The 21,130-nt window shown below is 66.8% G+C and carries 15 protein-coding genes and 1 riboswitch; of the genes, 7 read left to right on the forward strand and 8 right to left on the reverse strand.

The window, feature by feature from the left end; all coding sequences use genetic code 11:
* Nucleotides 1-38 precede the first annotated feature (38 nt).
* Nucleotides 39-428, forward strand: coding sequence for a VOC family protein (locus tag AC5P7E_RS02635; RefSeq protein WP_114619102.1), 390 nt, complete (start codon nucleotides 39-41; stop codon nucleotides 426-428).
* Between the two features lie 86 nt (nucleotides 429-514).
* Here AC5P7E_RS02635 and AC5P7E_RS02640 read toward each other — a convergent pair whose 3' ends face one another.
* Together AC5P7E_RS02640 and AC5P7E_RS02645 are read right to left on the reverse strand one after the other, a co-directional pair.
* Nucleotides 515-1,801, reverse strand: a complete 1,287-nt coding sequence (locus tag AC5P7E_RS02640) for a sensor histidine kinase (protein ID WP_005410616.1) — start codon at nucleotides 1,799-1,801, stop codon at nucleotides 515-517.
* Nucleotides 1,788-2,501 (reverse strand): response regulator transcription factor, encoded by a 714-nt coding sequence (locus tag AC5P7E_RS02645; protein ID WP_005410617.1) that lies wholly within the window; start codon nucleotides 2,499-2,501, stop codon nucleotides 1,788-1,790. Before AC5P7E_RS02645 ends, AC5P7E_RS02640 begins: the two co-directional genes overlap by 14 nt.
* A 131-nt stretch (nucleotides 2,502-2,632) precedes the next feature.
* Here AC5P7E_RS02645 and AC5P7E_RS02650 point away from each other — a divergent pair, with 131 nt between their 5' ends.
* From AC5P7E_RS02650 to AC5P7E_RS02665, 4 genes are all read left to right on the forward strand, one after another.
* Nucleotides 2,633-4,336, forward strand: a complete 1,704-nt coding sequence (locus AC5P7E_RS02650; protein ID WP_114619101.1) for an ArnT family glycosyltransferase — start codon at nucleotides 2,633-2,635, stop codon at nucleotides 4,334-4,336.
* Between the two features lie 111 nt (nucleotides 4,337-4,447).
* Complete coding sequence (locus AC5P7E_RS02655; protein ID WP_062607895.1) at nucleotides 4,448-5,200, forward strand: phosphatase PAP2 family protein; 753 nt, start codon at nucleotides 4,448-4,450, stop codon at nucleotides 5,198-5,200.
* Nucleotides 5,197-6,846, forward strand: coding sequence for a phosphoethanolamine transferase (locus AC5P7E_RS02660; RefSeq protein WP_114619100.1), 1,650 nt, complete (start codon nucleotides 5,197-5,199; stop codon nucleotides 6,844-6,846). Before AC5P7E_RS02655 ends, AC5P7E_RS02660 begins: the two co-directional genes overlap by 4 nt.
* A 642-nt stretch (nucleotides 6,847-7,488) precedes the next feature.
* Nucleotides 7,489-9,453, forward strand: coding sequence for a M2 family metallopeptidase (locus AC5P7E_RS02665; protein WP_114619099.1), 1,965 nt, complete (start codon nucleotides 7,489-7,491; stop codon nucleotides 9,451-9,453).
* A gap of 635 nt (nucleotides 9,454-10,088) precedes the next feature.
* On the opposite strand, the gene AC5P7E_RS02670 is transcribed toward AC5P7E_RS02665, so the two are convergent.
* From AC5P7E_RS02670 to AC5P7E_RS02680, 3 genes are all read right to left on the reverse strand, one after another.
* Complete coding sequence (locus tag AC5P7E_RS02670; protein WP_005410623.1) at nucleotides 10,089-10,481, reverse strand: hypothetical protein; 393 nt, start codon at nucleotides 10,479-10,481, stop codon at nucleotides 10,089-10,091.
* Nucleotides 10,482-10,549: 68 nt separating this feature from the next.
* Nucleotides 10,550-11,446: a siderophore-interacting protein gene (locus AC5P7E_RS02675; protein WP_062607900.1), complete on the reverse strand. Its 897-nt coding sequence runs from the start codon at nucleotides 11,444-11,446 to the stop codon at nucleotides 10,550-10,552.
* A 140-nt stretch (nucleotides 11,447-11,586) separates the two neighbouring features.
* On the reverse strand, nucleotides 11,587-12,813 hold the full coding sequence (locus tag AC5P7E_RS02680; protein WP_032966071.1) for a multidrug effflux MFS transporter: 1,227 nt from the start codon (nucleotides 12,811-12,813) through the stop codon (nucleotides 11,587-11,589).
* A gap of 299 nt (nucleotides 12,814-13,112) precedes the next feature.
* Nucleotides 13,113-13,215: riboswitch (glycine riboswitch) on the forward strand.
* Nucleotides 13,216-13,277: 62 nt separating this feature from the next.
* Here AC5P7E_RS02680 and gcvP point away from each other — a divergent pair.
* Nucleotides 13,278-16,145: an aminomethyl-transferring glycine dehydrogenase gene (gene gcvP, locus AC5P7E_RS02685; RefSeq protein WP_114619098.1), complete on the forward strand. Its 2,868-nt coding sequence runs from the start codon at nucleotides 13,278-13,280 to the stop codon at nucleotides 16,143-16,145.
* 93 nt (nucleotides 16,146-16,238) lie between these two features.
* Here the strand turns inward: gcvP and AC5P7E_RS02690 are convergent, their stop codons facing one another.
* The 3 genes from AC5P7E_RS02690 to AC5P7E_RS02700 form a co-directional block, all read right to left on the reverse strand.
* On the reverse strand, nucleotides 16,239-16,649 hold the full coding sequence (locus AC5P7E_RS02690; protein ID WP_005410627.1) for a VOC family protein: 411 nt from the start codon (nucleotides 16,647-16,649) through the stop codon (nucleotides 16,239-16,241).
* Between the two features lie 103 nt (nucleotides 16,650-16,752).
* Complete coding sequence (locus AC5P7E_RS02695) at nucleotides 16,753-18,120, reverse strand: amino acid permease (RefSeq protein WP_005410628.1); 1,368 nt, start codon at nucleotides 18,118-18,120, stop codon at nucleotides 16,753-16,755.
* 82 nt (nucleotides 18,121-18,202) lie between these two features.
* Nucleotides 18,203-18,925: a helix-turn-helix transcriptional regulator gene (locus AC5P7E_RS02700; protein WP_005410629.1), complete on the reverse strand. Its 723-nt coding sequence runs from the start codon at nucleotides 18,923-18,925 to the stop codon at nucleotides 18,203-18,205.
* 114 nt (nucleotides 18,926-19,039) lie between these two features.
* On the opposite strand from AC5P7E_RS02700, the gene AC5P7E_RS02705 reads away from it, so the two are divergent.
* Nucleotides 19,040-21,130: a catalase gene (locus AC5P7E_RS02705; RefSeq protein WP_114619097.1), complete on the forward strand. Its 2,091-nt coding sequence runs from the start codon at nucleotides 19,040-19,042 to the stop codon at nucleotides 21,128-21,130.

Below are 21,130 nucleotides of genomic sequence, written 5' to 3' on the forward strand. Positions count from 1 at the left end.
TGCTGCAGTGCCGGCTGCCCTTTCCCGGAGCCACTTCCATGCAGCTCGGCGCCTTCTCCGTCAGCCTCTCGGTCAGGGACCTGGCGGCCTCCCGCAGCTTCTACGAAGCACTGGGCTTCTCGGTGACCGGTGGCGAGCCGGCGCAGAACTGGCTGGTGATGCGCAACAACGGCGTCATCATCGGCCTGTTCCAGGGCATGTTCGAGGGCAACCTGCTCACCTTCAACCCGGGCTGGGACCAGCACAAGCAGGAACTGCCCCACTTCCAGGATGTACGTGAACTGCAGGCGGAACTGGATGCGAAGGGCATTGAACTGGCGGTGCGTACCGACCCTCATGGGCGGGGCACCGGCTACCTGCAGTTGGCCGATCCCGACGGCAATGTGATCCTGATCGACCAGCATGTGGCGCGGCCGAACGGCCGATAATGCGAACGGACATTGCGTGGGCAGGCGTCGACCTTGGTCGACGGGCAGCATGCCAACCAAGGTTGGCATCTACCAGGACGGCCGGTTCAGGCCGGACGTGAAGCGCTGAAATCGAGCGTGGCGCGCGTGCCACGCGGCTCGCAGGGCTGCAGCTGCAGGGTCCAGCCAAGGTGCTCGCAGAGCCGGGCGATCAGGTCCAGGCCGATGCCGCCGCCACGGTCGGCGCGCTCGCCGCGGGCCATCCGCGCGTGGATCGCCGCAATCTCCTCCGGGCTCATGCCATGTCCCGGGTCCTGCAGGGTCAGCACCGCCGACGAGCTCAGGCGCAACTCAATGTGGCCACGCCCACTGTTCTCGATGGCATTGCGCAGCAGGTTGCCGATCGCGGCCTGCACGACGGCCAGCGGCGCGACAATATCCACCGGGGCCGCCTGGATGCCGATGCTCAGGTCCTTGTCACCGAGCAGGTGGCGATGGTCGTCGACGATTTCCGGCAGCAGCTGGTCCAGGGCGATGCGCTCGGCGCGCGCGGCCAGGCGCGCCGGGTCACGCGCCAGCACCAGCAGCAGTTCGATCAGCTGCTCCACGCTCTGCGCGGTGCGCAGCACGCGTTGCATCTGCTGGCGCGCGCGCTCGGGCAGGCCCGGCTGTTCCAGTGCCAGCTCTGCGGCACCGGTCATCACCGCAATCGGCGTACGCAGCTCGTGGCTGGCGGTGCTGATGAACACCCGCTCGCGTTCGACAAACTGCTCGTTGCGGTCCAGATAGTCGTTCAGTGCATCGGCAATGGTGTGCAGCTCGGAGCTGCCGCGCGGGTCGACCTCGATGCGCTGGCCCTGGACACCCGGCCGCAGCGCGGCGATGTGCTGCGCCAGCAGGCTCAACGGGCGCACCATGCGTTCCATGCCGAACGACGCCATCAGCACGGTGACGAAGATCATGATCACCCCGGCCAGCATCACCCAGCGCGTGGCGAACTGTTCCAGGTCATGGAAGTCGGAAATGTCCAGCGCCAGCGCCACCCGCCCCATCGAGCCGGTGTCACGCACCATCACCGCAGTCTGCCGCCCGTTGATCGGCACCCCGTCATGCAGCCCCGGGTGCAGCATGCGCACGCTTTCCGGCATGTTGCCTTCATCGAAGCGGAACAGGCTGAGCGTGTCCGAGTCCTGCCAGCGATAGTGCGGCTCGTGCTCGGTGTGCTCGACGATGCTGTCCAGTTCGGAATTGAGCAGCGCGCGCCAGGCAGCGTGCTCCGCATGTTCATGCACGTAATTGCCGACGCTGAACACCGCGATCGACAGCAGCGCCAGATAGCCCAGCAACCACCACACCACGCGCCGGTACAACGGCCCCGGCTTACTCGCCTTCATCATCATCCTTGCCGGCATCGCTGGGCGTGGTCACGGCCAAGCGGTAACCCACCCGCGGCAGGGTATGGATCAGTTTCTCGGCGAACGGTCCGTCCACACTGCGGCGCAGCTCGTAGACATGCGAACGCAGCAGGTCGCCATCCGGCGGTTCGTCGCCCCACAGAGCGAATTCCAGCTGCTGGCGGGTCACCGCGCCGGGGCTGGCGCGCATGAGCACTTCCAGCAGCTTGCGGCAGGCCGGGTACAGGTGCAGCACCTGGGTGCCGCGCTGGGCTTCCAGGGTGGCCAGATCCAGCACCAGATCGCCCACCTGCAGGCGCTTGCGCGGGTTGCGGCCCTGCGCACGCAGCAGCAGCGCTTCCAGCCGCACCTCCAGCTCCGGGAGTGCGAACGGCTTGGTCAGGTAGTCGTCGGCACCGGCGCGGAAGCCGGCAATCTTGTCCGGCAGCTCGTCACGCGCGGTCAGCATGATCACCGGCACTTCCGATGCATGCTCGGCGCGCAGCCGGCGCAGCACCTCCGGGCCCTCCATGCGCGGCAGCATCCAGTCCAGGATGACGGCGTCATACGGATGGCTCCCGGCCAGGTGCAGTCCGGTGATGCCATCCGGCGCCACGTCGAGCACGTGCCCGCGCGACTCGAAATAGTCGAACAGGTTGGCCACCAGCTGGCGGTTGTCCTCGATCACCAACAGACGCATGCACGAAACACCCACGGAAGTTCGTACCATGGTAGCGCCGCACATGTCGGAATGCGGTCGCCCCGGCGCCGCTCTGACGCTTTTTCCACCCCCGCCACCTCAGAATGGCCGTTTTGCTCCCGGAGCCTGCCGTGCCCGTAGCCCTGCCCCGCCGTTGGCGCCTGCCCCTGTTGTGGCTGCTGATCATTGCTGCGCTGGCAGCGGGGATCGGCCTTCGGCAGCCGCAGCCGCCGGACGAGCCGCGCTTCGTGCTGGCGGCCCGGACCATGGTCGAGAGCGGGCAATGGCTGCTGCCGCACCGTGGCGTGGAACTGTATGCGGAGAAGCCACCCGTCTTCATGTGGCTGCAGGCCGCCGCCTACGAGATCGTCGGCAGCTGGCAGTGGTCCTTCCTGCTGCCGTCGTTGCTGGGCGCCCTGCTCAGCCTGTGGCTGGTGTCGGACCTGGCGCGGCGGCTGTGGTCGCCACGACATTCCATCTACGCCCTCGCTGCGCTGTTCTGCACCCTGCAGTTCGGGCTGATGGCCAAGCGCGCGCAGATCGACATGGTGCTGGTGGGCATGACCACCGTGGCCCTCTGGGGCCTGATGCGTCATCTGTGTGAACGCCGCAACCTGCCTGCCCTGTGGCTGGCCGGCTTCGCCGCAGGCGTCGGCACGGTGACCAAGGGCGTGGGTTTCCTGCCGCTGCTGATGGTGCTGCCCTGGTTCGGCTGGTGGCTGTACCAGCGCCGCCGCGGACGCACGGTGGAGGGTCCGCATCCGGCAACCCTGCTGTGGCTGATCCCGGCCTTCCTGCTGGGTGTCGGGGTGTGGCTGGCGCCGCTGGGCTGGGCCCTGCTGCACACGCCCAGTGCCGAACTGCAGGCTTATGCGCACGAGCTGCTGTTCAAGCAGACCGGCACCCGTTATGCCAATGCGTGGCACCACCGGCAGCCCGCCTGGTATTACCTGCAGGTGATCCTTACCCTGTGGCTGCCGGGCAGCCTGCTGCTGCCGATGCTGTTCAAGCCCTGGTGGCGCCGTATCCGCCGTGGCGACCGCCGCCAGTGGCTGCTGCTGGGCTGGGCCGTGCTGGTGCTGGTGTTCTTCAGCGCCAGCCCGGGCAAGCGCGAGGTATACCTGCTGCCGATGTTGCCGGCGATGGCGCTGGCCGTAGCCCCGCTGCTGCCCGGCCTGCTGCGCCGCCTGTGCGTTCGCCGCTACCTGTTCGGCTACAGCGCGGTGCTGATGCTGGCCACTGGCACGCTGGGCGTGATGCTGCTGACCGAACACGCTTGGGCGGTGGCCCAGCTGGAACGCCGCGCCATGCCCGATACCCTGCTGCCGGTGCTGGGCGATGGCCTGCTGACGTTCGCCATCGCGCTGGCCACGCTGATCGTGTGGCTGCGGGTGCGCCGCGCGGCGACGCTGGTGCTGCTGACCCACGGCATGCTGTGGATGCTCTACGGCCTGGTACTGATCCCGGCGCTGGATCCCTATGCATCGGCGTCAGCGCTGATGCGCCGGGTCGGCGCGCGGATCGGACCGGATGCCGAACTGGCACTGGTGGCCTGGCGCGAGCAGAACCTGCTGCAGGCCGACCGCCCGGTACGCGAATTCGGCTTCAAGCGGCCCTGGGCAGAGCAATGGCATGACGCCGGCCCTTGGCTCGCTGAGGCGCCGGACAAGCGCTGGCTGCTGGTGCTGGACGATGCGATGAGCCCCTGCGTGGATCCGGCCAAAGTGATCGACATCGGTGTTGCCAACAGGAATCGTTGGCAACTGCTTCCCGGTACCGCATGGAACCCGGAGTGCCACGCCGAGCGGACAGGATCGACCGCCGAAGAAGACTGAACGTTGACACGTGCCGGACGAACATTAACCCGGCACGAACGAGCATCCGACCCTTCTCCGACATCCAGGTGACGAGCATGACTGCGGATTCCCGAACCGCCCCTTCCCAGCATGCCCGTCCGTCCCCTTGATTCGGTAGCGCCGCTTGCGACATCACCACTGGCGTCTCGATTTGCCGTAACTCACCTCTGGCTGCCTGTCGCAATCGGTCTGCCATTGTTTACGCTGCTGATGGACTTCGGCGGTGATCAATGGGTGGCCGATCACCTGTTCCGTCTTGAAGGCAGCCACTGGGCGCTGCAGGACGCCTGGATCACCCGCAGCGTCGTGCACAAGGCCGGCAAATGGTTGAGCACGGCGGCAGCGCTGGTCGTGACCCTGCTGTGCTTCCACCACTGGCGTAGGGGTCGCGATCGCACCCTGCAATGGGCGCTGCTTTATGTCGTGATTGCCATGGCACTGGGCACCGGCGTGATCTCCCTGCTGAAGTCGCTGGTGCCGATGGAATGCCCGTGGGACCTGCTGCGCTACGGTGGCCACCAGCCTTTCATCGGTCTGTTCACCCTGCGCCCGGAAGGCATGCCGGCACAGGCCTGCTTTCCGGCAGGCCACGCCAGCGCAGGCTATGCGTGGCTCTGCCTGTACTTCTTCGCGTTGCTGTGGCGGCCGTCCTGGCGCTGGACCGGGCTCTGGATCGGCCTCGGCGCCGGCCTGGTGTTCGGGATCAGCCAGCAGTTGCGGGGCGCCCATTTCCTTTCGCATGACATTGCCACCGCGTTGATATGTTGGCTGCTTTCGTTGGGCCTGTATGTTCTGATCCACCGTCAGCTGGACCGTCCCCACCGCCAGGAGGCAAACGCATGAGTGCATCGGTCCAACGCCCCGCCCGCCTCCCCGCCCTTGCGGGTCTTCGCAACTGGCGGCCGCAGCTCTCCACGGAAGCACTGATCGCGCTGACCAGCCTGTTCTTCGCGGTGGCCGGCAACGGCCTGTTCTGGCACAGCGCGATGGCCAGCCATCCAGGCAGCCTGCGTTACGCGCTTTCACTGCTGCTGTTGCTGCTGGGTGCGCACGGCGTGCTGCTGGGCATCCTGGTCTGGCGCTGGAATGCCAAAGTGGTAATCAGCCTGTTGCTGCTGGTGACGGCGTTCGCTGCGCACTACATGAGCCGGTACCACATCTATCTGGATGCGGACATGCTGCGCAACGTGCTGGCGACCGACCCCAAGGAGAGCCGCGAGCTGATGACCGTATCGCTGCTGTGGCCGCTGCTGCTGCTGGCCGTGCTGCCGATGGTGGTGCTGTGGCGCGTGCAGCTGCGCCGACGCAGTTGGGGCCGCAGCCTGCTGTGGCGACTCGGCTTCCTGGTCGTGGCGGCGACGACCGCAGTTGGCGGTGCGCTGATCTCGTTCCAGGATGTCTCGGCGCTGATGCGCAACCAGCGCGAAGTACGCTATCTCGCCACCCCGGCCAACGTGCTGCTCGGTATGCCGCGCGCGCTGCGTGGCGACAACCCGGTGCAGCGCGCGCCGAAGCTGCCGATCGGCACCGACGCCAAGGCCACGCCACGCGCCCCGGTCAGCAAGCCGCGCCTGCTGGTGATCGTCATGGGCGAAACCGTGCGCGCGCAGAACTGGGGGCTCAACGGTGGCCGCAGCACCACCCCGGAGTTGGCCCAGGCACCGGTGATCAACTTCCCCGACATGCACTCCTGCGGCACCAGCACCGAAGTATCGCTGCCGTGCCTGTTCTCGCCGTGGGGACGCCACGACTACGATGAAAAGAAGATCCGCGCACACCAGTCGCTGCTGCACGTGCTGAACCGCGCCGGCATCGCGCCGTTGTGGCGTGACAACCAGTCCGGCTGCAAGGGCGTCTGCGAAGGGCTGGAGTTCCAGTCGCTGTCCGATGCGACCACGCCGGGGCTGTGCGCCGATGGCCGCTGCATGGACGAGATCCTGCTGCAGGACCTGGCCACCCAGGTGCGTGCCAAGCCCGGCGACCGCGTGGTGGTGCTGCACCAGCTGGGCAACCACGGCCCGGCCTACTTCGAGCGTTACCCGGCAGCCTTCGCGCGCTTCAAGCCAACCTGCGACACCCGTGACATCGGCCGTTGCTCTCGCGAAGAGATCACCAACAGCTATGACAACGCGGTGTTGTACACCGATCATTTCCTGAGCAAGACCATCGGCACCCTGCAGGGCATGCAGGATTACGACACGGCGATGATCTACCTGTCCGATCATGGTGAATCGCTGGGCGAGAAGGGCCTGTTCCTGCATGGCGTGCCGTATGCGATCGCTCCGGCCGAGCAGACCCGCGTACCGATGACGATGTGGTTCTCGCCGGGCTTCGCCAGCAGCCGTGGGTTGGACCTGCAGTGCGTGCGCAAGCGTTCGGCGGCCTATACCGACCACGACAACCTGTTCCCGTCGGTGCTGGGCCTGATGCAGGTGAAGACCTCGCTGTACGAGCGCGATCGCGACCTGTTCGCCAACTGCGAAGGTTGAGGGTTGTTCGGCAGGGCTTGCAGCCCTGCACCTGCGGTAGTGCCGGCCGCTGGCCGGCAGCCTCGACAGCAACAGCAACAGCAACAGCAACAGCAAAAGCAAAAGCAAAAGCTGGCATTCCGTGGATTGGCGGGGTGGGTCCGGTTGCGGGGGACGCTGCAAGTACGTCCATGTAAGCTCGGTCGCCGCATCCATGCGGCTCACGCCCCCGCAACCGGACCCACCCCGCCTTCGACAGATTTCCGCGATCTGTTGGAACGACCTTGGGGTCGGATCCGTTTTCCTGAGGAAAACGGATCCGACCCCATTTTGATTTTCGATACCTGACAGATGTGTCGACCAAGGTCGACACCCACCAACGGCCGCCGCGATCTGTCAGAGGTGGGGCGGTGTGGGCTTGCAGGACCGTTGGCGCCATGGATGGCGCCATCGAGCCCCCATGGATGGGTTTACGGCGTGTCCTGCAAGCCCACACCGCCCCGCCATCCCACGGATAGCCCGCTTCTGCTGTTGCTTTGGCCGTTGCCGTTGCTTCTGCGGGTGCAGGGCGCAGCCCTGCCGAACCCGGCCGACTTCCGCCACTTGCGGTCGCAGCCACTGCCCACTAGCCTTCGGCCGTCGTTCACCACCCAAGGACCGCCCGTGAAACACCGTCATCTCCTGCTGGCCTCGGCAATCGCCGCCGCCACGCTGGCCCTGGCCGCCTGCAAAAAGGAAGCTGCCCCAGGCACCGATACCGCCAGCAGCAGCGCCCCGGCCGGCGAAACCGCCGACCAGTTCGTGGCCCGCATCAATGCCGAATTCAAGGCCGCCTACCCGGAGATGACCTCGGCGCAGTGGCTGTCTTCCACCTACATCAACAGTGATTCCGAACGCATCGCGGCCAAGGCCAACGAGCGCTCGCTGACCCAGCTCAACAGCTGGATCGAGCAGGCCGCCAAGTTCGACGGCAAGCCGATGAGCGAGGACAGCAAGCGTGCGATCCACCTGCTGAAACTGATGTCCTCGATGCCGGCGCCGCGCGATCCGGCCACGCTGGCCGAGCTGACCCAGATCGCCACCCGCATGGAAGGCAGCTACGGTGCCGGCAAGTACTGCACCGACGCCAACGATCCGAACTCCTGCCGCCAGCTGGGCGAGCTGGAACAGGTACTGGCGCGCAGCCGCGACTACGACAAGCAGCTTGACGCCTGGCAGGGCTGGCACAGCACCACCAAGAGCATGCGCGGCGACTACCAGAAGTTCGTCGGCCTGGTGAACGAAGGCGCCAAGGGCATGGGCTTCACCGATGCCGGCCAGATGTGGCGCAGCGGCTACGACATGCCGCCGGAGCAGATCGGCCCGGAAACCGACCGCCTGTGGGAACAGGTCAAGCCGATGTACGAGCAGCTGCACTGCTACGCGCGCGGCAAGCTGGACAAGACCTATGGCAAGGACAAGGCCGAAGTTGGCAATGGCCTGATCGCCGCGCACCTGCTGGGCAACATGTGGCAGCAGGACTGGTCGAACCTGTGGGACCAGCTGGAACCGTACCCGGGCGCCGGCAGCCTGGACATCACCGCGGCGCTGGAAAAGCAGTACCAGACCAACCTGAGCGCGGCGCTGGCCAAGGCCGGCAAGGATGCCAACGTGGCCGCGCAGTACAAGGCGCAGCGCGAGGCCGAACTGCGTACCGCCAAGCAGATGACCGAGCGCGCGCAGGACTTCTACGTGTCGCTGGGCATGCCGTCGCTGCCGCAGTCCTACTGGGAAAAAACCCAGTTCATCAAGCCTGACGACCGCGACGTGGTCTGCCACGCCAGCGCCTGGGACATGAACATGGAAGGCGACGTGCGCACCAAGATGTGCATCAAGCCGAACGAAGAGAACTTCACCACCATCTACCACGAGCTGGGCCACATCTATTACGACCTGGCCTACAACCCGCTGCCGCCGCTGTTCCAGGGCGGTGCCAACGATGGCTTCCATGAAGCGATCGGCGACACCATCGTGCTGGCGATGACGCCCAAGTACCTCAGCTCGATCGGCCTGGTCGATGCGCCGACCGAAAGCCGCGAGGCGGTCATCAACAACCAGATGCGCATGGCGCTGTCAGGCGTGTCGTTCCTGCCGTTCGGGCTGATGATCGACCGCTGGCGCTGGGGCGTGTTCGATGGCTCGATCACTGCCGACAACTACAACAAGGCGTGGTGGGACCTGAAGGCCAAGTACCAGGGCGTGGCGCCGGCCAGCACCCGTGGCGAAGAGTTCTTCGATCCGGGCGCGAAGTACCACGTGCCGGGCAACACTCCGTACACCCGCTACTTCCTGGCGCGCATCCTGCAGTTCCAGTTCTACAAGGGCCTGTGCGACGCGTCCGGCTACAAGGGCCCGCTGCATGAGTGCACCTTCTACGGCAACAAGGAAGCCGGCCAGAAGTACTGGGCGATGCTGAGCAAGGGTGCCAGCCAGCCGTGGCAGGCCACGCTGAAGGAGCTGACCGGTACCGACAAGCTCGATGCCGGCCCGATGATCGAGTACTTCACCCCGGTCAACGAGTGGCTGAAGCAGCAGAACGAAGGCCAGATGTGCGGCTGGCAGGCCAACGCGGCCCCGGCGGCGAAATGAGAAAAGGGGCGGGTCCGAAAGGATCCGCCCCTTTCCGGTAGTGCCGGCCGCTGGCCGGCAACTCCGCGATGAAGACCCAACGGGCAGCCGGCCAGCGGCCGGCTCTACCGAAACGGCAGTCAAAGGCCAGATGTGCGGCTGGCAGGCCAACGCGGCCCCGGCGACGAAATGAAAAAAGGGGCGGATCCGAAAGGATCCGCCCCTTTCCGGTAGTGCCGGCCGCTGGCCGGCAACTACGCGATGAAGACCCAACAGGCAGCCGGCCAGCGGCCGGCTCTACCGAAACAGCAGTCAAAGGCCAGATGTGCGGCTGGCAGGCCAACGCGGCCCCGGCGGCGAAATAAAAAAAGGGGCGGATCCGCGAGGATCCGCCCCTTTCTGGTAGTGCCGGCCGCTGGCCGGCAACTGCACGGTGGAAATCCGTCTGGCAGTCGGCCAGCGGCCGGCTCTACCGAAACAGCAGTCAAAGGCCAGATGTGCGGCTGGCAGGCCAACGCGGCCCCGACGGCGAAATGAAAAAAGGGGCGGGTCCGAAAGGATCCGCCCCTTTCCGGTAGTGCCGGCCGCTGGCCGGCAACTACGCGATGAAGACCCAACGGGCAGCCGGCCAGCGGCCGGCTCTACCGCAACAGCGGTCAGCTGTTCTTCTTCGCGGCCATCGCTGCGGCCAGCTCGGCCTTGAATTCCTCGAAGGTCTGGCCCTTCTCCCTGGCTTCGGCCTGTGCGGCATCGCGCAGTGCATCGGAGTACATCAGGCGCACCGGCGTGCCGTTGCGCTCGTGCAGTTCACCGGCCTGCATGATCAGCGCCAGCACCTGCGCAGCGCTCTCGCTGTGGCCCGCGATGCGGCCGTCCATGCCCAGTACCCATTCGCCGTCGCGGCGCACGACACCGGCCAGCAGGGTGCGCTGTGCATCGCGCAGTTCCGCATGCGGCTCCACCGGCGAGGCCTGCGCGGCGGCCTTGTTGGCGGCCTGCTTTTCCTGGCGACGGCGCTGGTCGCGGCGGGTCTTGGAGCTGGTGGACATGGTGCGGTACCGCTGCGAAGGGGGGCGCAAGGATAGCGCACCCCGCCCGCAGCACCGCTTCACACCCCTCAGTCCAGCACTTTGCCGTGCCGCCAGTAGCCCATGAAGGTGATCGCGCGGCGGTCCAGCCCGCAATCACGCACCAAGTGGCGGCGGATCGCCATCACCGCCCCCGCCTCGCCCGCCACCCAGGCATACAGCGGCCCGGCCACACCGGTTTCGGCCTGCTCCCAGAGGATCTGCGTATCGACGTCGATCTCCTCCAGCGCATCGCCGGCAGTCACGCCCGAGGTCGCTGCCAACCGCGCCTGGACCGCCTGCAGCAACCGCTGTCCGTAGGCGGCCTGCCCGCGCGGCAGCCAGACCAGCTCGGCGCTGGAGGGCGCCCTCAGGTGCACCGCATCACCGGCCTGCGCCACCTCCAGCAGCGCCAGCGTGCGCGGTGGGTCGACCATGGCCGCCAGCTCCTCGAGGATGCCGGCCACCGCAGGCAACGCGGTTTCATCGGCCACCAGCAGCACCTGGCCGACACCGGCCGGTGGCTTCCACTCCCAGCCCTCGCTGCTCCCGGCACAGTCGGCGTCCGGGGCCAGCAGCACCACGCGGTCGCCAGGGCGGGCGTGCATGGCCCAGCGCGAGGCGGGGCCGGTTTCGCCATGGATGACGAAATCGACGTCGACCTCGCCCTGCTCGGCGCGCAACTGGCGGATGGTGTAGGTACGCATCGGCGGGCGCTTGTCGTCCGGCAGGGCCCGGTAGCGTGGGTACCAGTCTTCACCGCTGGGGACCTGCGGCACCTCCTGGCCGGGCAAGGGGAAGAACACCTTGATGCGCTGGTCAGGGCCTTCGGTCTTCATCCGCGCCACGTCGGCACCGGTGAACACCATGCGGTCCAGGGAAGGGGAAAGAACGCGGCGCTCCTTCAGCGCCACCTCGAACAGGCGGTAGGTCTGCTGCGCAGCCATGGGGAACCTCATGCAACGACATCGGATTGGCTGGCTGTCGTGCATCCACGCACCGGCTGGCTGGAGTGCCCAGCCTAGTCCGGTCGTTCCTCTTCGCAAGCGTTGCGGGCAAAGCGGCCGGCCCTCCCCCTGCGCGCTGCTCAATGGCCCGTGCAGGCCGCCTGTGCCGCGCGTTCACGCTGGTGTTCCCAGTACCAGAACACGAAGCCGGCGGCGAAGAACGCGGCCTGCCCCAGCGCCAGGTGCAGCGGGCTGGCGCTGAGCAGCGGCGACACCACGCCGGCCACCACCGTGCTGATCATCAGCTGCACGAAGGCCTGCAGCGACGAAGCCAGGCCGCGCTGGTGCGGGTACATGTCCAGCACCGCCAGCGCCAGGATCGGGAAGATCAATGCCATGCCCATGCCGCCCAGGAAGATCGGCAGCACCGCCCACGGCAGCACGAACTGCGGCGACAGCGCCACGTAGCCGACATTCAGCAGCACCGACAGCGCACACAGGCCGAAACCAATGGACACCTGGCGGGTGGGCGTGGTGTGCCCGGCCATGCGCCCGGACAGGAACGAGCCGGTGGTCATGCCGCCGATGGTGGGGATGAACAGCCAGGCAAAACCACCCTCGCCCAGATGCAGGTGCTGCATCACGAACACCGGCGCCGAGGAGATGTACAGGAAAATGCCGCCGAAACCGATGCTGCCGGCCAGCGCCAGGCGCAGGAACCGCGGGTTGAAACCGATGCGCACGTAATCACGCAGCAGCACGCGCGGTGACAACGGCACCCGTGCCTCCACCGGATGGGTTTCCGGCAGGTAGCGTGCAGTGGCCGCCAGCAGGAGCAGCGCAAACACCACCAGGAACCAGAAAATCAGTGGCCAGCCGGCGCCACTGAGCAGGATCCAGCCGCCAATGATCGGTGCGATGGCCGGAGCGATGCCGAACAGCATCGATACCTGGCTCATCAGGCGCTGCGCGTCGTGTCCGTGGTACAGGTCGCGGATCACCGCGCGGCCGACGATCATGCCGACGCCTGCTGACAGGCCCTGCAGCGCACGGAACGCCAGCAGCGTGGTCAGGTCGGTGGACAGCGCGCAGCCGACCGAAGCGCCGACGAACACCACCAGGCCACCGAGGATCACCCGCTTGCGGCCCCAGGCGTCGGACAGCGGGCCGTGCGCAAGGCTCATCAGGCCGTAGAACAGCAGGTACACGCTGATGGTCTGCTGCACCGCCACCTCGTCCACCGCCAGGCGCTGGGCCAGCTGCGGGAACGCCGGGAAGATGGTGTCGATCGAGAACGGACCGAACATGGCCAGGCCGGCGAGTAGCAGGGCCATGCGGCGGGTGGAGGGAGCAACAGCGGCGGTCATGGGAAAGGCGTCCGGCAGGGCCATGCGCGGCACGCACGGCGGGCGCCGGTCCCCTGCAGCAGGGACGGCGCCAGATGAATTCGGGTATCCGCCCATCATAGGTGGGGATTGCGCCTGATGCCATGCATCAGTGCACAAAACGCACGGACGGGCCATCGGCCATTCAGGCGCGGCCTCCAGGACCGAAGGCGGCCGCCGCGCCCGCAACGGGCTATAATCGGCGGGCAACACGGTGGGAGAAGCGGAATACCGCTGCCGAAGGCGCAACGCCCGTAATCGCTCAGGCCCGATACCACCCGTAACACAACTCTGGAGAGACCGGTTCGATCCGGCGCCGAAGGGGCACGAAGCTGCGGTCCGCCGCGCTTTTAAACTCTCAGGCAAAAGGACAGAGGGGCGCCCCGCAGACCGCCGACCGGCGGCTTGTGCCCGTGCGTGTGCCCTTTCCTGACGGATCCTTCGCCATGTCCCAGAACACCCCTTCCCTGCGTGAGCTCGAGCACCACAACGCGTTCGTCGAGCGCCACATCGGCCCCAACGACGCCGAGATCGCGCAGATGCTCGACGTCGTCGGCCACGCGTCGCTGGATGCGATGACCGACGCCATCGTGCCGGCCAAGATCAAGTCGCCGGCACCGCTGGCACTGCCGGAGTCGATGACCGAAGTGCAGGCACTGGCGAAGATCCGTGCGATCGCCGACAAGAACACCGTGCTGCGCAGCTTCATCGGCCAGGGTTACTACGGTACCCACACGCCGAACGTGATCCTGCGCAACATCCTGGAAAACCCGGCGTGGTACACCGCCTACACCCCGTACCAGGCGGAAATCTCGCAGGGCCGCATGGAAGCGCTGATCAACTTCCAGACCCTGTGCGCCGACCTGACCGGCATGGAAATCGCCAACGCCTCGCTGCTGGACGAAGCCACCGCCGCCGCCGAAGCGATGACCCTGGCCAAGCGTTCGGCCAAGTCGAAGTCGGACACCTTCTTCGTGCACGACGCCGTGCACCCGCAGACCCTGGAACTGCTGCGTACCCGCGCCGAGCCCATGGGCATCGTGCTGCGCGTCGGCACCCCGGCCGAAGCACTGGAAGCGGAAGCGTTCGGCCTGCTGCTGCAGTATCCGGACACCTTCGGCCAGGTCGGCGACTACAAGGCGCTGGTCGATGCCGTACACGCACGCGGCGGCCTGGTGGCCGTGGCCACCGACCTGCTGGCCCTGACCCTGCTGGCTGCCCCGGGCGAATGGGGCGCGGACATCGTGGTCGGCAACAGCCAGCGTTTCGGCGTGCCGTTCGGCTTCGGTGGCCCGCACGCCGCCTTCATGGCCTGCCGTGACGCCTACAAGCGCTCGATGCCGGGCCGCCTGATCGGCGTTTCGATCGATGCCCAGGGCAACCCGGCCTACCGCCTGACCCTGCAGACCCGCGAACAGCACATCCGCCGCGAGAAGGCCACCTCCAACATCTGTACCGCACAGGTGCTGCTGGCGGTGATGGCCTCGATGTACGCCGTTTACCACGGCCCGGAAGGCCTGACCCGCATTGCCCGCCGCACGCACCGCCTGGCCTCGATCCTGGCCGCAGCGCTGCGCAATGCCGGCGTGCAGGTCGGTGGCGACTTCTTCGACACCCTGCACGTCACCGGCGTGCATGCCGATGAAATCCATGCCAAGGCACGCGCCGCCGGTTACAACCTGCGCGCGATCGACAGCGACTCGGTCGGCATCAGCCTGGACGAGACCACCACCCGCGCCGACATCGTCGCCGTGGCTGCGGTGTTCGGTGCCTCGCTGGAGGTCGACGCGCTGGATGCCAGCACCGCCGACGCGCTGCCGACCGGCCTGCTGCGCCAGTCCGCGTTCCTGACCCACCCGGTGTTCAACACCCACCACAGCGAGCACGAACTGCTGCGCTACCTGCGTTCGCTGGCCGACAAGGACCTGGCGATGGACCGCACGATGATCCCGCTGGGTTCGTGCACCATGAAGCTCAACGCCACCGCCGAGATGATCCCGGTGACCTGGCCGGAGTTCTCGCAGATCCACCCGCTGGTGCCGGCCGACCAGGCGCTGGGCTACAAGGAACTGATCGACACGCTGGAAGCGATGCTGGTCGAATGCACCGGCTACGACGCGGTCAGCCTGCAGCCGAACTCCGGTGCACAGGGCGAGTACGCCGGCCTGCTGGCGATCCGCGCCTACCACCGCTCGCGCGGCGAAGGCCACCGCGACATCTGCCTGATCCCGGATTCGGCGCACGGCACCAACCCGGCCTCGGCGCAGATGTGCGGCATGAAGGTGGTGGTCACCAAGACCGATGCCAACGGCAATGTCGATGTTGAAGACATCCGCCTCAACGCCGAGAAGTACAGCGACCGCCTGGCCGCGATCATGATGACCTACCCGTCCACGCACGGCGTGTTCGAGGAAGAGGTGGTCGAGATCTGCGAGATCATCCACCAGCACGGCGGCCAGGTGTACACCGACGGCGCCAACATGAACGCCCTGGTCGGCGTGGCCAAGCCCGGCAAGTGGGGTTCGGACGTTTCGCACCTGAACCTGCACAAGACCTTCTGCATCCCGCACGGCGGCGGCGGCCCGGGCGTCGGCCCGTGCGCGGTCAAGGAACACCTGGCCCCGTTCCTGCCGGGCAAGCTGGGTGACAACGGCCCGGTCGGCATGGTCAGCGCCGCCAGCTTCGGCAGCGCCTCGATCCTGCCGATCAGCTGGATGTACATCGCGATGATGGGCCGCGAAGGCCTGCGTAAGGCCACCCAGGTCGCGCAGCTCAACGCCAACTACATCGCCAAGCGCCTGGCCCCGCACTTCAAGACCCTGTACACCGGCCGCAACGGCCTGGTGGCACACGAGTGCATCCTAGACGTACGCCCGCTGGAGAAGACCAGCGGCATCGGCGCCGAGGACGTCGCCAAGCGCCTGATCGACTTCGGCTTCCACGCCCCGACCCTGAGCTTCCCGGTGGCCGGCACGCTGATGGTCGAACCGACCGAGAGCGAATCGCTGCACGAGCTGGACCGCTTCATCGACGCGATGATCCAGATCCGCGAGGAGATCACCGCGATCGAAGACGGCCGTCTGGACCGCGAGGACAACCCGCTGAAGAACGCGCCGCACACCGCCACCGCGGTGACCGCCAGCGAGTGGACCCACGCCTACCCGCGCGAACTGGCTGCCTTCCCGCTGGCCAGCCTGAAGCAGAGCAAGTACTGGCCGCCGGTGGCGCGCGTCGACAACGTGTACGGCGACAAGAACGTGATGTGCGCCTGCATCCCGGTCGATGCCTACAAGGATGATGAAGTCGAGGCTTGATTCCTCGCGGCATCGGTAAAGAGAACGGCCCGCGCAAGCGGGCCGTTTTCATGAGGGCGGGTGGACCAGGGTCCACATCCACGGTAATCCCGATCACGGGTCCGGCATCTGCCCCAGGCTCAACTGCCACGACACGCCGAAGCGATCCTGTACCCAGCCGTAGCGGTTGCTGAAGTCATAGTCGCCCACCGGCATCAGCCAGTGGCCGCCCTCGCCCAGCACGCGCGCGGCGCGCTCGAACTGCTCGGCGCCGGAGCACTCGACGAACAGCGAGATCGACGGGCTGAAGGTGAAATCGTGCACGTCCAGGCTGTCAAAGCACAGGTAGTGGGTGCCACCGAGCAGGAAGATGGCCTGTCGGACCTGCCCGGGCACGCCGGCACCGGCGCCGTCCGGATGGCGCTGCATTGCCAGCAGGCGGAAATCGGCGAAGGCCTCGGCGTACAGGGCCAGGGCGGCCTCGGCCTGGCCGGTAAACATCAGGAAGGGGCGACTGCGCAGCATGCGGTACTCCCGGTCGACGGGCCGATGACGGCCCACACGATCAGGATGGCACGGCGGATGTGCAGCCCCCGTGGTAGTGCCGGCCGCTGGCCGGCAGCTTCAGTCACGCCTCGCGCATGCGCCGCGCGATGGCGCTGCCGGCGGCGATCGTGGCGGTCAGCGCCACCATCGACAGGAACTGCAGGCGGGTGTGCGACTCGCTCAGCAGCAGGCCGAAGATCAGCGCCAGGATCGCCAGCGCGCAGCAGGTCAGCCACGGGAAGCCCGCCATGCGGAACGGCAGCCGGGTACCCAGGCGATCCGCGCGGCGCCGCAACACCAGTTGCGAGACCAGCGACAGCGTCCACACCAGCAGGCAGGTGGAACCGACGATGTTCAGCAGCACCGGCAGCACCCGGTCCGGGAACAGCAGTTCCATCACCGTGGCGGCGAAACCGAACAGCACGCTGGCCAGCACGGCAATCACCGGCACCTGGCGCGGATCGGTCCAGCCCAGCACCGCCGGCGCTTCGCGGCGCTGCGCCAGTGAATACATCATGCGCGAGGCGCCGTAGAGGTTGGCATTGAGTGCCGACAGCAGCGCGATCACCGCGATCAGGGTGATGGCGGTGCCGGCGCCCGGAATACGGGCAATGTCCAGCACGGCGGCGAACGGCGACTTCAACGCTTCGCTGGTCCACGGCACGACGGCGATGATCACGCTCAGCGAGCCGATGTAGAACACCAGGATGCGCCACGCCACGGTGCGGATGGCACGGGCGATGCTGCGCTCCGGATCTTCAGTCTCTGCCGCCGCAACGGCGACGATCTCGGTGCCACCGAAGGCAAAAACGACAACCAGCAGTGCAGCGCCAATACCGGCCAGGCCCTTCGGTGCGAAGCCACCATGCTCGGTGAAGTTGCTCAGGCCCGGCGAGGTCACCTGCGGCAGCCAGCCCATCAGCAGCGCCACGCCGATGGCGATGAAGGCCAGGATCGCCGCCACCTTGAGGATGGCGAACCAGAATTCGAACTCGCCGAAGTTCTTCACCCCGAGCAGGTTGATCGCGGTGAAGAACAGCATGAAGGCCAGCGCCGCCATCGGTACAGGTACTGCTGGCCAGACGGTGGCCAGCAGCCCGGCCGCTCCCACCGCCTCGGCGGCGATCACGATCACCAGCTGCACCCACCACAACCAGCCGACGGTGGCACCGGCGGTGGCGCCCATGGCATCGGCGGCATAGACCGAGAACGCGCCGCTGGTCGGTTTGGCCGCCGCCATTTCGCCCAGAGCGTTCATCACGATGATCACCAGCGCGCCGGCGACCAGATACGACACCAGGACCGCCGGACCGGCCGCCTGCACACCCACGCCCGAGCCGAGGAACAGGCCGGCACCGATGGCGCTGCCCAGGCCCATCATGATCAGCTGGCGGGGCTTGAGCGAATGTCCGAGGCGGGACGGCGAAGCGGTCGGAATCGAGTTGGGCATCGGCAGGGCTGGCGGCGGGCTACAGGGGCGACACCTTACCCTGTCCCATGCCCGCGGGGATAGGCACAGCGCAGCAGGCGGCTCAGGCCAGTGCCGGCTCTCCGACACTGCCACCAATACGGGCGCGGTAGGCACGCGGCGAGAAACCGGTTTCAGCCTTGAACTTGCGGGTAAAGGCGCTCTGGTCGCTGAAACCGCAGGCCTGGCCGATGCTGGCGATGCTCTCGTCACCGTGCAGCAGGTGCATGGCCATCTGGATCCGCAGCCGGGTCAGCACCTGCTGCGGGGTCATCTGGAACACCTTGCGGAAGCTGCGCTCCAGCTTGGACAGCGAGAAGCCGGTGATGTCCAGCAGGGTCTGCATGCGCACGTTTTCGGCGTAGTGCGCGTTGAGGTGGGCCAGCGCCAGCCGCAGCTGCTCGTACTGGGTACCCAGGCTGTCCTTCTGGCCAAGGTCGCGGGAAATGCCGATCAGGCCCTCGATGGCCCCATCGACCACCAGCGGGCGCTTGCAGGTCAGGCACCAGCCCGGTTCGCGGTTGGCGAACAGGTGCAGCTCCATCAGGTTCTCGATCACCTCACCGGCCAGCACGCGGGCGTCCTGGTCCACGTAGTCGGCGCTCAGCCCGGTCGGGTAGATCTCCGCCGCGGTACGCCCGATCACGTCCTTGCGGGCGCGCAGGCCCAGCCGCCGCAGCATGGTCTGGTTGACGTGGGTGTAACGCCCCTGAAGGTCCTTGATGAAGAACAGCACATCCGGGATGGCGTCGAACAGGGCTTCGATGTCGGCGGGCTCGACTCGCATGGAGCAAGCATACCCGAGCCTGCTTTTGCCTGTACGTTCACCTTTGCCGGACCTCGGTTTAACGGGCCCGGTTCCAGTGTCGTGGTTCTCTTTGAGCATCCGGAGCCAACGTCAATGGCCGCCAGCAAGCCGACCGGCAAGCGCGCAACCACCCACGCCGAGAACCACCACCGCGGCAACGGCGATGAACTGCACCAGCAGGCCGGGGGCAGTCATCCGGCGATGACCACCGATCAGGGCATCCCGGTGGCAGACAACCAGAACTCCCTGCGGCAGGGACCTCGGGGGCCTACGCTGCTGGAGGACTTCATCCTGCGCGAGAAGATCACCCACTTCGACCATGAGCGCATTCCCGAGCGCATCGTGCACGCCCGCGGCAGCGCTGCGCATGGCTACTTCGAGTTGACCCGATCACTGAAGGCGCATACCCGCGCGCGCATCCTGACCGAGGTTGGCGTGAAGACACCCGTGTTCACCCGCTTCTCGACCGTGGCCGGTGGCGCAGGTTCGGTGGACACCCCGCGCGACGTGCGCGGCTTCGCGGTGAAGTTCTATACCAGGGAGGGCAACTGGGACCTGGTCGGCAACAACATCCCGGTGTTCTTCATCCAGGACGCCATGAAATTCCCGGACCTGGTGCACGCGGTGAAGATGGAACCGGACCGTGCCTTCCCGCAGGCCGCGTCGGCCCATGACACGTTCTGGGACTTCATTTCGCTGATGCCCGAATCGATGCACATGATCATGTGGGCGATGAGCGACCGCGCCATACCGCGTTCGCTGCGGATGATCGAAGGCTTTGGTGTGCACAGCTTCCGCCTGCTGAACGAGGCCGGCGAGTCAACGTTCGTCAAGTTCCACTGGCGGCCCAAGCTGGGTATCCAGTCCACGGTCTGGGACGAAGCATTGAAACTGCAATCGGCCGACAATGACTTCCATCGCCGCGACCTGTTCGAGGCCATCCAGCGCGGCGACTTCCCGGAATGGGAACTGGCGGTGCAGTTGTTCACCGAAGAAGACGCCGACGCATTCCCGTTCGATCATCTGGACCCGACCAAGATCATTCCCGAATCGCTGGTGCCGTTGCAGGTCATCGGGCGCATGGTGCTGGACCGCTGGCCGGACAACTTCTTCGCCGAGACCGAGCAGGTGGCTTTCTGCCCGGCCAACGTGCCACCGGGCATCGACTTCAGCAACGACCCGCTGCTGCAGGGGCGCCTGTTCTCCTACCTGGACACCCAGCTGCTGCGCCTGGGTGGCCCGAACTTCCACCAGATCCCGGTGAATGCGCCCAAGTGCCCGTTTGCCAATCATCAGCGCGACGGCCACATGCAGATGCAGGTTCCCAAGGGTCGGGTGGCCTACGATCCCAGTTCGCTGCAGGAGGACACCCCGCGCGAGACGCCTGCCGGATTCCGCAGCCATGCCAGCGCCGACGATGGCCGCAAGGGTCGCACCCGCGCGGAGAGTTTGGCCGACCACTACAGCCAGGCCCGCATGTTCTTCCGCAGCCTCGAAAAGCCGGAGCAGGCGCACTTGGCATCGGCGCTGGTGTTCGAGTTGTCCAAGGTGGAAACGCTGAAGGTGCGGGTACGCACCGTCAGCCACCTGCGCAACATCGATGACTCACTGGCGCAGCGCGTGGCCGATGGTCTGGCGTTGCCTGCACTGCCCGACCCGGCGCCGACCGCTACCCCAGTGCGGGACATGCCCCCCGCCCCCGAAGTGCGGGTGATCGGTCGCAACAAACCCACCCTGCAAGGGCGCTGCATCGGCATCCTGTTCGATGAGGGTTCTGATGCCCGGATCATTGCCAGCCTGAGCAAGGCAGCCAGAAAAGCAGGTGCGGATGTGAAGCTGGTCGCCCCCAGAGTGGGTGGCGCCACGCTCAGCGATGGCGCGCTGCAGGCGGCGGATGGGCAACTGGCGGGCACCCCGTCGGCCGTGTTCGATGCAGTAGCCGTGGTGCTCAGCCCGGAAGCGGCGAAGGCCTTGTCGAAAGAGAGTGCAGCCATCGAATTCGTCAGCCAGGCGTGGGCGCACCTGAAGGCCATCGCCAGCGATGCGGGCGGCCAGACGCTACTGAAGGCGGCAAGGGTCGGCAACGACGCCGGCATCGTCGAAGCGGAAGACGCCAAGGCATTCCTGGCGGCGGCCGCCACCCGCCAGTGGGCGCGCGAACCCAAGCTGCGCCTGCTGGCCTGA

The organism is Stenotrophomonas sp. YJH_SMC_25 (genome assembly GCF_059369595.1).